The organism is Schlesneria sp., from assembly GCF_036405755.1.
GTDB classification, from domain to species: Bacteria; Planctomycetota; Planctomycetia; order Planctomycetales; family Planctomycetaceae; genus Schlesneria; species Schlesneria sphaerica.
The window spans coordinates 1-11,953 of the sequence record NZ_DASWWZ010000292.1; the positions used below are offsets into that span (position 1 = coordinate 1).

14 protein-coding genes are annotated in these 11,953 nt (G+C 58.0%); 3 read left to right on the forward strand and 11 right to left on the reverse strand.

Annotated elements, in window-relative coordinates; translation table 11 throughout:
• Window positions 1-922: type III polyketide synthase (locus VGE80_RS10215; protein ID WP_440592591.1), on the forward strand; the 922-nt coding region annotated here is incomplete at its 5' end.
• 255 nt (window positions 923-1,177) lie between these two features.
• Here VGE80_RS10215 and VGE80_RS10220 read toward each other — a convergent pair.
• From VGE80_RS10220 to VGE80_RS10245, 6 genes are all read right to left on the reverse strand, one after another.
• Window positions 1,178-2,392 (reverse strand): outer membrane protein assembly factor BamB family protein, encoded by a 1,215-nt coding sequence (locus tag VGE80_RS10220; RefSeq protein ID WP_373653724.1) that lies wholly within the window; start codon window positions 2,390-2,392, stop codon window positions 1,178-1,180.
• Window positions 2,393-2,667: 275 nt separating this feature from the next.
• Entirely contained in the window at window positions 2,668-3,069 is a 402-nt protein-coding gene (locus VGE80_RS10225; protein ID WP_373653725.1) for a bifunctional nuclease family protein, read from the reverse strand.
• Between the two features lie 267 nt (window positions 3,070-3,336).
• Entirely contained in the window at window positions 3,337-4,131 is a 795-nt protein-coding gene (locus VGE80_RS10230) for an alpha/beta fold hydrolase (protein ID WP_373653726.1), read from the reverse strand.
• A 235-nt stretch (window positions 4,132-4,366) separates the two neighbouring features.
• Window positions 4,367-4,684, reverse strand: coding sequence for a MazG nucleotide pyrophosphohydrolase domain-containing protein (locus tag VGE80_RS10235; RefSeq protein ID WP_440592592.1), 318 nt, complete (start codon window positions 4,682-4,684; stop codon window positions 4,367-4,369).
• 3 nt (window positions 4,685-4,687) lie between these two features.
• A complete protein-coding gene (locus tag VGE80_RS10240) occupies window positions 4,688-5,647 on the reverse strand; it encodes a mannonate dehydratase (RefSeq protein WP_373653728.1) in 960 nt (319 codons plus the stop codon).
• On the reverse strand, window positions 5,644-6,405 hold the full coding sequence (locus VGE80_RS10245; protein WP_373653825.1) for a glycosyltransferase family 2 protein: 762 nt from the start codon (window positions 6,403-6,405) through the stop codon (window positions 5,644-5,646). Before VGE80_RS10245 ends, VGE80_RS10240 begins: the two co-directional genes overlap by 4 nt.
• A gap of 519 nt (window positions 6,406-6,924) precedes the next feature.
• Here VGE80_RS10245 and VGE80_RS10250 point away from each other — a divergent pair.
• Window positions 6,925-7,668: a PEP-CTERM sorting domain-containing protein gene (locus VGE80_RS10250; protein WP_440592593.1), complete on the forward strand. Its 744-nt coding sequence runs from the start codon at window positions 6,925-6,927 to the stop codon at window positions 7,666-7,668.
• A gap of 163 nt (window positions 7,669-7,831) precedes the next feature.
• Here the strand turns inward: VGE80_RS10250 and VGE80_RS10255 are convergent, their stop codons facing one another.
• The gene (locus tag VGE80_RS10255; protein WP_440592594.1) at window positions 7,832-9,079 is read right to left on the reverse strand and encodes a sulfatase-like hydrolase/transferase; all 1,248 of its coding nucleotides are present in this window, start codon (window positions 9,077-9,079) and stop codon (window positions 7,832-7,834) included.
• A gap of 69 nt (window positions 9,080-9,148) precedes the next feature.
• Window positions 9,149-9,418: a hypothetical protein gene (locus VGE80_RS10260; protein WP_373653731.1), complete on the reverse strand. Its 270-nt coding sequence runs from the start codon at window positions 9,416-9,418 to the stop codon at window positions 9,149-9,151.
• Between the two features lie 150 nt (window positions 9,419-9,568).
• Between VGE80_RS10260 and VGE80_RS10265 the strand changes: the two genes are divergently transcribed.
• Complete coding sequence (locus VGE80_RS10265) at window positions 9,569-9,922, forward strand: YkgJ family cysteine cluster protein (protein WP_440592595.1); 354 nt, start codon at window positions 9,569-9,571, stop codon at window positions 9,920-9,922.
• Here VGE80_RS10265 and arfB read toward each other — a convergent pair.
• From arfB to VGE80_RS10280, 3 genes are all read right to left on the reverse strand, one after another.
• Entirely contained in the window at window positions 9,919-10,365 is a 447-nt protein-coding gene (arfB, locus tag VGE80_RS10270) for an alternative ribosome rescue aminoacyl-tRNA hydrolase ArfB (RefSeq protein ID WP_440592596.1), read from the reverse strand. The genes VGE80_RS10265 and arfB overlap by 4 nt on opposite strands.
• A gap of 315 nt (window positions 10,366-10,680) precedes the next feature.
• On the reverse strand, window positions 10,681-11,508 hold the full coding sequence (locus VGE80_RS10275) for an ExeA family protein (protein ID WP_440592597.1): 828 nt from the start codon (window positions 11,506-11,508) through the stop codon (window positions 10,681-10,683).
• A gap of 36 nt (window positions 11,509-11,544) precedes the next feature.
• The coding region (locus VGE80_RS10280; RefSeq protein WP_440592598.1) for a hypothetical protein at window positions 11,545-11,953 on the reverse strand (409 nt) is incomplete at its 5' end.

Genomic DNA, 11,953 nt, shown 5'->3' on the forward strand with positions numbered 1-11,953 from the left:
AACGGACTCAGAGGGCTTCTTCTGGCCTCGCAGCAACGAAGAGGACCGCGGCCCGACAACTCAGGCCCGGATGGAAAAGTACGAAGAGCATTCTCTCGAACTGGCCCTGGAATCATGTGAAGCGGCTCTCGCCCACGCAGATCAGGACGTTTCAGAAATCACTCATCTGGTAACGGTTTCCTGCAGCGGCTTCAGCGCTCCTGGATTCGACATCGGCCTGATTCAGAAGCTCGGCCTTTCCCCTGACACCGCTCGTACGCACGTCGGTTTCATGGGTTGCCACGGCTCATTCAACGCACTGCGCGTCGCAAAAGGATTCATCGAAGCAGACCCCAATGCCGTCGTGCTGGTTTGCTCGGTCGAACTTTGCAGCCTGCACCACCACTACGGCTGGTCGACTGAGAAAGTCATCGCAAACGCTTTGTTCGCAGACGGTTCCGCAGCCGTTGTCTGCCGCTCAGCCGCAACCAACAACATCCCCATCCAGTCGAAATTCAAACTCATCCGCAACGGTTCCCACCTGCTCGCAGGAACGACGGGAGCGATGAGCTGGCGAATCGGTGATCACGGCTTTGAAATGACCTTGTCCCAGAAGGTCCCGGCCCTGATCGAAAAGAATCTCGGCCCCTGGATGCAAAGCTTCCTCGCGAAAGAAGGCCTGACCATTCAGGACGTCGCAGGATGGGCCATCCATCCCGGTGGTCCCCGAATTCTGGACGCCTGCCTGGCCGCCCTGTCACTCTCCAGCGAGGACGTTGCTCCCGCACGAGAGATCCTCGCGCAGTACGGCAACATGTCCTCCGCAACGGTCCTCTTCCTGCTCAACCGACTGCAGGAAGAACCACGACGCGGACCCGTCGTTGCCCTCGGCTTCGGCCCCGGCCTGACGATCGAAGCCATGATTCTGAATTCGGAAATCTGAAGCTGCGAGGAGCGAAGCAACGGCTTCTCACGCCACTCACGATAAGCAATCAGCCGGTTGGGCATGCACCAACCGGCTGATTTCGTCTTTTCAGTGCGGCCTGATCAGGATGTCTGCAGCCAGCGCACCGGGCATCCATTTGCTGAGCCGAAAGATCCGAACGACACCCTCCACGTCTGCCCTGCCAAGGAAAGCTTCGTCCCAAGTGTCCACCTGCGCGCGAGAGCTTGACTGCAGGAATTCCGGGTAGCAAAACTACTTCGCGGCAATCTTCCAGAGTGTCTGGTCGCTGCGGATGTAGAGTGCACCGTTGCTCACGGCAGGTGTACAAAGAAACCGTTCACCATTGAGATCACCCGTTGAAACCAGCTCCCCGCGAGACTCATCCAGTTTCACGCAGTGCCCTTCCCCCTTCTCATTGAAGATAAACAGGTGCCCCCCCGCAGCAACAGCGGAACCGCTGAACGGTCCTGGAATGCGAAGTTGCCACTTGGTATCGCCCTTCTTAAGATCAGCCGCCAGCAGCACCCCGGCATTATTGATCGAATACAACCGACCGTTGTAAACGAGGGGACTTCCGGTCCCGGGGCCCAGCTTCGATGCACGCCATAACTGTTCAACGCTGGCACTGTCCGTCGGCGGCTTGAGTGCCGTGATCCCGTGCGAGACGGCATAGACAATTCCGTCGGCCACCACGGATGAGGGAATGGTCGATGCCCCGTCAGTGTATTTCCAGACGACCTCCCCCGTCATCGGCTTGATCGCAGCGATTCCCTCGGAAGACTGCAGCAGCGCAAGATCCTCGGTCCCCCCAAACCGTTTCGGCCAGAGAACAGCAGAGGACCAGTTCGCCTTTTTCGGACGGACTGAAGTCCAGCGAGAAACCCCGTTGGTCACATCGATTCCGGTCGCCAGCGACTCGCTATCGTTTTCGATTTGCGCAATCACGGTGGCACCAATCACGATGGGTGACGAAGCCATCCCCAGACTGTTTGAAGCGTTGGGATGATCGTAGGTCAAACCACGAAACCACTGCAGATTGCCATCCAGATCCAGACAGGCGAGGTCATTGCTGGAGAATAATGCGAAGACGCGCTGACCGTCACTCGCAGGAGTTGATGACGCCACACTCGATGTCGGATAAGTCGTGGTACGCCCCGTCGCTGAAAACTGCCGCTCCCAAAGCAGCTTGCCCTCCTGTGCCGAGAAGCAGAGCACATGCAGGCGGTCCTGGCGGAATCCACTCGCACAGGTCAGAAAAACCTTGTCTCCCACGACGATCGGTGACGACAGTCCCCGGCCGGGAAGTGTCGCCTTCCACGCGATGTTTTCGGTCGCTGAGAAGTTCGTAGGGGGCGCAATATCGTCACCCAGACCATTCGATTCATTCCCGCGAAACTGCCGCCAGTCTCCTGCCTGACAAAGTGTTCCCAACCCCAGCCAAACGCACAGAAAAACTCCGTATCGCATCTCGATTTCCCTTTGGAAGAACTTGCGAGGCTGCACCTGGGTGCTTCATTCAAGGCCCGACCGGGGACCACATCCTGAAAGTTTACGACAGACGGACTCAACCCGGATCGCACACTGCTGCTATGGACAAAAATCGTCGCTGCAGGACCGGTCACGGCCCCCTGCCAGCGAACCGGAATACCGTCGTCACACTATGATCGGTTAGCGGGCGAAACTCAATCATCGGGGATTCCTGATGATTCGCTCCTCCATCGCTGTCGCGCTGATATCGCTCGTCAGCGGGAGGCTTCGTCCAGCACATCTTTAGCCACGTAGATGGGGAGATGAGGCTCGAAATGAACCGCGAGAGCGACCGCGTCACTCGGGCGACTGTCAATCTCAACCAGTTCCCCGTCCTGCCGGATTCGGATCGAAGCGAAATAGGTATGCTCTTCGAGTTTGTGGATCAGCACATCCTGCGCTTCACCTCCCAGCGCCTCGATCGTGTTTTTCAACAGATCGTGTGTCAGCGGTCGCTGAGGTTCTTCCCCCTGAACGCATCGATCGATACTCGTCGCCTCGAAGAGTCCGATCAGAATCGGAAACTCCCGGTCCCCTTCGACTTCGCGCAGAAAGATGACCTGCTGGTCATTGATCTCACTGATGATGATGCGGGCCAATTCCATCTGCACAAGCACAAGTAGGACTCCCAATTGAATTGCGACGCGACCCTACGGCCCGGTCGTCAAAGTTACTCACCGGTCAGACCCAGACAACTCCGCTCGGAAGAAGGTCAATCAAGTCGACAGTGGTGCCCTAAGTATATTCGTACGACGGCCAAATGAAACTCGTTCAACCTCGTCAGCATCGTACGGCAAGCGCGATGGGGAACGCCAGCATCTCTTCAGAGCCCCTCGCTCCAGGAGAACGATCCGCACGGACGGATCAAACCGAGCAGGGGCACGTCAATCACGCAAGAACCGGCGAATGGCCTGGTTGACCGCGACCGGGTTTTCCATGGGTGCCATATGTCCGGCATCCGGAATCTGTTCATAGCGCGCATTCGGAAGGGCCTCCGCCACACTCTTCATCTCAGCGGCGGGAGTAATCAAGTCCTGCTCCCCAACAATGACCAGAGTTGGCAAATGCAAATTGGGAAGCATCCCGGTCATGTCCTCACGAATCGCCATGCCCCGGTGTGCGGCGGCGATCGCCACGGGCGAGGTCGCCATAACAGTGCTGCGAACTTCGTCCACCAGAGCCGGTCGCTGCTGAGCCGACTGCGGCGCAAACAACTTTGGCATCATCGCCCAGACCACCGGCTCAGGTCCTTGCTTCGTCACGATATCGGCCATTTTCAAGCGGTTTGCAGCCGCTTCCGGAGCGTCGGCAGCAGCGCGCGTATCACACAGGATAAGCCGACTGAGCCACCGTGGATGCCGCAGCGCGAATTGAAAAGCGATGTATCCTCCCATGGAAAGGCCGCAAAACGTGATTGGCCGGTCGGCGTTCAATCCTTCGAGCAGGTCCGCCAGGTCATCCGCGAACTGAGCCATCGAAACAGAATACAGGTGCCCATCACTTCCCCCGAAACCACGCAGATCCGGAGCGATGACACGATGAGTCTTCGAAAACTCGTCGATCTGAGCCTTCCACATGGTGTGATCCAGAGGAAACCCGTGGACCAGTAGCAGCACCGGCCCCGTCCCTTCGTCCGACACGCGATAGCGGACACCCGCAACGTCGATTGTTCTCAACATGGTTCGAATTCCGACAACAATACCGTGAAGTGATCGACCAGCAGGCACCCCTTGCGGGTCGACTTGCCTCTTCCGCAAAGCACGACCGAACGTGCATAACCCGTTCCGGGAATCGCCCTGATACCGCCCAGGTCTCTGAGACTTATCAAACGACGGGCCGCAGGGCGCAACACGTATCGAGCGAGGCCAGATACCGGTAACGCCCCGTCACCACGACGAAGTGATCTTCGCCCTGCTAAGGCTTTTCACTCAAATCACATTGACACAGAAACTGACCACACCCGGGACAGCCCGAACCATATTTCTTGCGCACAGCGGCATCCAGATCCACCCCGGCGACGTTGGCAATCGTCGCCAGCCACGCCAGAACATCGGCGAATTCCAGAGCCAGTTCCTCGGGGGTCCCCTCGCGCAAGGCAGAGGCGAGTTCCCCCACCTCTTCCATCAACCACATAAACGTGCCGTCAACGCCCCGAGCCTCATCCTTCGATCCATACATCTTCTGGATCAGGGTCTGAAGGTCCCGTAGCGTCAGTGGAGCTGCCTCTGTCATCCCTTAACCCCGCTTTTCCGTAGCGTGCATCAAGCCGCGCATATAGCCGTAAGCGAACAGTCGCCCCAGCATGGTGTATCCCGGTTCCCCGTCATCTTCTCCGTAACATTGAGGGACATGATCCGGACGGATGGGGCCCGAGAAACCAATTTCCTGATAGGCGCGCATGGCCTCGGCCATATCCGTCGGACCGTTGTCATGAAACGTTTCCGTGAACGATTCCCGGTTTCCTTTCACGTCGCGAAAGTGGACGTATTGAATATGGGAACCGAGTCGGCGAATCGTGGCGGGAATATCAACCCCCATCGCGGCAAACGTCCCCTGACAGAAACAGATTGCATTCGACGGACTCGGCACCAGGTCCACCAGACGTTCGAAATTTTCGACCGAATTCATGATTCGCCCCTTCCCCAGAAGTTCGGGAAGTGGGGGATCGTCTGGATGCATACACATCGTCACACCTGCCGCTTCCGCGGCGGGAACCAGCACGGTCAGGAAGTGCTTCAGGTTCTGCCACAACTGTTCGGTCGTGATCGGTTCGCTCGTGATGGTCGAGGCACTGGCGCTCAGTGACATTGCGCGGTGTACATCCTCGAGGTGAAAGCCGGTCACCTTCGCCCCGCCTCGTTCCGGCGCATCAAGAACCGTGCGGACCCAGTCAGTCCCTGCCATAAAGTTGTAACAGAGCCAGCGGATCCCCACCTTCTGCATATTCGACATCAGTTGTTTCATGGCAGCGACTTCGGTGCCGTCGTCCTGTCCAATCTTCAACTTCTCGATCGGAAGATACCCTTCGATCGCTGCCAGGTTCATTCCGAAATATTCGATTCGGTCACGCAGTCGCAGAAGCTCATCCAGATCGGTCCCGGGATACCGAGCCACCACGTCGGTGACGCCGCACTGAGCGGCCAGAGTCAGATTTTCATCCGACATGGGAGTCAAGACTGTTGCCAGTCGCATCATTTCTTCGGGTCCTCAACGATGTTTCTGTGAACTTCCGGCGAAGAGACGGGATCGAACAGCGGGGAACGCCAGAGACCTGTCTTCCGCGCCCAGAACTTGCCGAGGACGCTCAGGGTCGCGAACCCGTATGTCACACTACGGCGGAAGTTGATGCTGGAAGCCTCATCAAAGTAGCGAACAGGGACAGGAATATCTCCCAGCTTGAATCCGAAATGGACCGCCTGAGCCAGAAATTCGCTGTCGAAGACAAAATCGTTCGAGTTGGTCTCGTAGGGAATCGTCTCGAGCACTTCGCGACGATAGGCTCGAAATCCGCTGTGGAAATCCCCCAGATTCTGTCCCAGAGCGATGTTCTCAACCAGCGTCAAACACCGGTTAGCAATGTACTTCCACGGAGGCATCCCCCCCGACAAGGCCTCGCGCCGCGTCCGAATTCGCGACCCCATGATGAAGTCACAGATCCCCAACCGGATGAACTCGATCGCTGCAGGAATCACACGACTGTCGTATTGATAGTCAGGGTGAATCATCACGACGTAGTCAGCACCGTTGTCGAGAGCTCGTCGGTAACAAGTCTTCTGGTTGCCACCGTAACCCAGGTTCTTCTCATGGCGGATGACGGTCAGCCCCAGCCGCTCGGCAATCTCTACGGTGTTATCCGAACTGCAATCGTCGACGAGAATGATCTCATCAACGGACCCGGGCGGAATATCGGCAACCGTCCGCTCCAAAGTCCGCGCCGCATTGTAAGCGGGCATCACTGCAATCGTCTTTCCGGGCTTCTGAACAGTGAAAGGCAACGACTTCGACAAAGCTCAACTTCCCGGAAAGAACCGCGTGTAAACCTGATCCAGATATCACCCAAGCAACCACTTGAGCAAGATTATGGCATTATGAGCCCGCCAGACGCCACGGTCGACCACCAGGAGTCACCGATTTCGGTGCCCAGCAGGCAAGAAATGCAGCCCGACATCGAAATGGGCACAGCCCCGCTGTTCCGGCTGTGCTCTTCATCTTTCGCTCAAACTGAACGGCATCGATGGGATCAGAAATCCGAGGAACTTTTTGAGCATTTCTCTAAGTAAGTGGAAAAGGAACCGAGGTCTTACTACGAACCACAACGTATTCTAAAACACAACACACCGCAGCGAATTGACTCATTTCGAAACCAATGTAAAACAATCATCCAGTAAAATGCGCCTCAAGAGCTGATTGCGACTCCTAGCGCGCAAGCAAAAATGCTCGTGACTCCAGGCCCCTTTCAGAAAGACTCTTTCATGAAGCTCCTGCCTCGATCCAGCTATCTCCTTGCGGCCGTGACGCTCCTCGGACTTTTCGGCGGGCAGTCTGCCTCGGCAGGAATCTTCACGATTGACTTCGACAACCTTCCGACGCTCGGCCCCACCACACAGCAGCAGTCGCTTGCGGACGCCAACGGAGGGAGCAGCACAATCGATGGTGTCACTTTCGCGAGCAACTTCGGCGTGGCGGGAAGCGAGTACCGGGTCGGCGGTGCGGCGCCGAACCCAACCTTCGGAATTCCACACTCCGGAGACTACTTCCTCATCAACGGCAACACCCCCAACAACGACCTCCTCATCAGCACCACCAGCGTCCTGCTTGAGGCCTGGTTTGGCCGCGTTGAGTACTATGGCTACGGAGGGGGTGCCATCTCGGTTACCGTGACCGCATTCGGCGCGGGGGGCGATCTGGGTTCTGAATCGATCAACCTTCCCGATACCAACCCGTACACAGGCAATCTGCCAGCCCCCAACGACGGCATCGGCAACGGGCTTGCCGACCCCATGGTGCGACTCGACACGAGCAGCTTCCTCAGCCTGGTCGGCATCACGGGCTATCGCATCAGTCGCGTAGACCCCGAGCCCTTGAATGGAAACTGGGCCGCCGACGACTTCACCTTCTCAACCACGTCAGCCGTCCCCGAACCCAGCACATTGACCGGCTTCGGCATCGGACTCGTCGCGCTGGGGTATTACCGCCGACGCAGCCTTACCCGTTAAACCACGCAGGGCCGGCAATCACCCCGCTCGTCGCACGGCATCTCTGACCAGAGCCGCGCGAGCGGGGCACTTCCGGGGAGAGACACTGAAAAGCGTGGAAACGGGCTCCTGAACGAGCCCCACCGGGAGCAGATGATTGACGTTGCCGCTGCCGGAGTGGGCGTCAGCTTGGCCTGCCCAGGCGAGTCAGCAGCTCTGCGACAACTTCCGACTGCTGTGAAGAAATGTCATTGATGTCCCACAAGTCTTCAGGCTTAACATACAGCGCGACGCGCGAAGAGGCACCTTCCGCGACAGATTCATTACCCTGCTCATCACCCTGCTGACCAACATGCCGCTGAGAAATGCAGAGCCATTCTGGTGTTCTCACCGCGACCAAGTCGGCGCCGTCTCCATATGCCAGATCTTCACGAGGTGGAACCTCATCCAGCACCTCACGCAACCAACTTTGCCCGGCGAGCTGAATCGAGGAAGGATCCTGGGGAACCTGAAACCAGTCGAGCAGCGTCGGTATCAGATCGCAGGTTTGCACCAGCCGATCCGATCGAACGCAGATCAGATCACCGAACCGGGGATCCCGCTGCACACGCAAAACGAGAGGGGTCCGCGCAACCTGATCGCCGAGCACCTCTGCCAGCGACTGCGATGCATTCGCGCGGGATGCGCGAACGGGCTTCCAGATGGCCCCCTTCGCAGCCATGACAATCACAAGCATCGGCTCACTGGAAGCCTGCTCATCGAGATGCTTCAGCAGCTCACCCAGCCAATGATCCATCAGCGAGACGGACCCCGCGTAAACGGCCGGGTGACACGCTCGCTCGGCATCCGTCAGTTCCGCCGTCTGCTGCCCTCGTTCGTCGAAGTCTTCGAAATACAGGGCATCAAACCCTTCGGGCGGTGCACCGGGTCCGGGCGCGTGCAGCCACAGCAACTCATGAGCGTGCGCATCCTCGCCATCTGCTCTCTCTGTGATTGCCTGCTTCACGACTTCGGCAAACGGTGTCTGGTCGGGCTTCGCATCGAAGCCTTCGCGGCCATCGACGTGCTGCATCCCGTCAAACTGAAAGTGACGCTGCCAATCCTGCACCGCCCCGGCGGCAATCAGACGCGAGCGAATCCCGTTCGCTCGCAGCAGAGCCCCCAGGCAGGGCGAGGGACTGGCGTCATTCGCCCGCATCGCGGGTCGACCGGTGGCCCAGGCGAGGCCTGCGAGAGAGCTCACGGTATCGACGAAGTGATTGTCGAAAACAGCCCCTGTCGCGGCGAGTCGATCCCAGTTCGGCGTCTCGATCCACTCGTTACCGAAGCACCCCAACGAGGTGGCGGCCAGTGAGTCAAAGGAAACGATGACAGCCTGCATCGCGACGATACGTCCCTTCGGACGAGAAGGAAATCCAAGGAAAGAGACCACCGTGCGAATCATCAGAGGCTGATGAACTCACAACGCTGATCCACTTCCCCCCGATTCCGTTTTATAGGTTCAAGGCGACCGCAGTGCTCGACGCCACTGAGGGCTGACCAGGATCCGCTCAATTTGCATTTCGTGAAGTTGATCGAACCAGGTCCCATCGAATTCGAAAACTTCGTACATTCGTTGTGACTGGTCGAAGCGAGGATCTGTCGTGCCTCCTCCTTCATCCATCCCTGCAAACTGACTGGGTACAATTAAAACCCAGGTTCGGTCTCCGGCTCGCTCCCAGGTAGGTTTCGTCCAACGAAAACCGACGTCCTGCAAATCTGCCTGTAACATGCAACGGCCTCCTTGCCAGTCAACACGGTTCCATCCGCCTCGCGGATTATTCAATGGCCTGTGCAGTTGGTCAAGCGACTGCCGACAAGTTATTATCAAGATTCCACTGTATTACTTCCTCATCCAACATCGTTACGTTGGGATTAAGTCATGATCCCGCTGCCATTACTCCCTCCGGAATCGTGTGAGGGATGCGGGTTGTGCTGCGAAGGGATTGGATCGCCGGTCGTTCTCTATGCCTCTCGTCCAGGGCTTCCCTCGCCCCATCCGTTTCGACCACCAAACCTCCCCGCGCCTCTCATCGACGAAATCAACGAACACTTTGCAGGGCTGACCCGTGGCCAGGAGCCGCAGGCGAGGTGCCTCTGGTTCGACCCCATTCAGCGCGCCTGCTCGCACTATGAATACCGACCTCAAATCTGTCGGGACTATGAACTGGGTGGTCGTGCTTGCCTGCAGCGGCGACGCGATGAACTGATGTCGGCTCAAGAAAAAGTCGATTAGGGGCCGTCAAATCGGGGCGGTCGGCGACGCTCTTTGACGAGGGATCGATCCCGTTTCGCTGCCACGCGTCGGCGTTTGGACGCCTTTGTCGGTTTCACCGGCCGACGGGGCTTGGGGGCGATGGCGATGGAAGCCAGCAGTGCGTGCAGCTTCTCCAGACAGTCGGCGACATTCTTCGGCTGATCGCGATAACGCTCACTGCTGAGAATGAAATCCCCTTCGGTGGTCAGCCTGCTGCGGTAAGCGGCGATGAACCGTTCGCGCACATCCGCGGGCAACGATTCTGAACACTGAAAGCTCCATCGCATGATCACTTTGGAGTTCACTTTGTTGACGTTCTGTCCTCCGGGCCCCGAACTGCGCGCGGTCGACCACGAGAACTCGCGGCACGAAACGCGAATTCGAGGACTTACATCGAGAACATCAGCATCGGAAGGAAACATGGTGATTCAATTATACGCGATACCGCCGCCGGAAGCGGAACATTTTTCAGCTTCGACGAGCGCCTGCGCCCCGCACTTGGGGCAGACCTGAGCTGTTCGCCTGTGGCAGTCCGCCGTGCGCCAACGCGACGGAGGGAATGCAATACTCCTGCGCGCGACGTCACAGGAGACATCGCGAACGGGATTGTCCCCGCCTGCAGGCGGTCGCCTTGTCACTCTCCCATCCGTCGGGACTGGGATGAGACACCCGCACGCGGATTTGGTTCGCGGCTTCAGGTGCTTCTTTGCGCGCTCACTTCCGGGCCGAGCCAGAGGTCACGCCGCGATCGTCGAGCGGGTGATTTCGGAATGGACCCCTTCGATCTGATCAGCAGTGATTTGCTGCATCTGGTTGGCATACCCGACCAGCAACGCAAAATCGCAAAGGCGGTTAATCCGTCGGGGAATTCCCCCTGTGAGCTCAAAAATGCATCTCAGTGCCGAGTCATCAAAGATCGGTTCTTCCCGTCCGACGGCCTGAAGCCGGCGCAGGATATACTGGGTCGTTTCCTCTTCCGACAGTGCCTGCAGCAGACAATGAAATGCGATCCGTTCCGAGATCTGATTGGACATCTGCAGTGTCCCGATCAGTTCGGGCTGCCCCGACAGGATGAGCGAGAAATTCGATCGACCGGGTTGCTGGAAGTTCATCAACTGATGCAATGTCTGGAACACGCGGCGATCTTCGATCAAATGAGCGTCATCGATCATGATCACGGGAGAGCGCCCCGCTTCCGTCAGTTCCTGCAGTCGACGCCCGAATGACCGCAGCAGGACATCCAGTCCGGGTACACCCATGGATGTGCTGAGTTCGGCACCACCAAGCTCATGAGTGATCATTGCCACCAGTTCATGGGGTGCCAACTGCGGGTACACGACCTGAACCACGGGAACGCCGCTGGGAACCTGCTGGCGAACCAGTTCCAGTACGTGCGTCTTGCCCGTGCCACTCGCACCGACCAGTGCGGCAGCCCCTTTGCCATGCTCGGTCAGATAGTTCAGCTTCACAATCGCTTCTTTATGAAGGCGACCGGCGTAGAAGGACTCGGACCTTCGGTCATGATCGAAGGGAGCGTTTTCGAGGTTCCAGTATCGTTCGTACATTGCGGCGTCCTTGCCTCTCCGTTTGCGGTCGCGTCGTCACCGCTGGACCGAAGCATCGGGCTTATCCGCGATCTGCTCGGGCACAGTTGAGTCGCTGTTGGATTCCATGGGCTCGATTTTACCGGTCAGCCACACTCCCGAAAAGCTCCGTTTTTGAACATTGGAACCGGAGCTCTCGGCTGTCTCTTGACCGCTCTTCCGCTTTGTACCGCCACGACTCGGCTTTTTGGAGCTGGCGAGCTGCACCTCAAAACGTTTGGGATTGTTGAACCCCGGACTGCCAAAGTTCATGTCGTCCAGATCGGCAATCGAGTCGTTACTCTCTACCAGGGCGGCCGCAGACCAGAGATGCGTCGCCCCCCAGGCTCCTGCAACAAACACCACCAGGCCAACGATACCCATCGCGACCCGCCACGGACGTTTTCCTTTTTTGCGGTGACTGGAT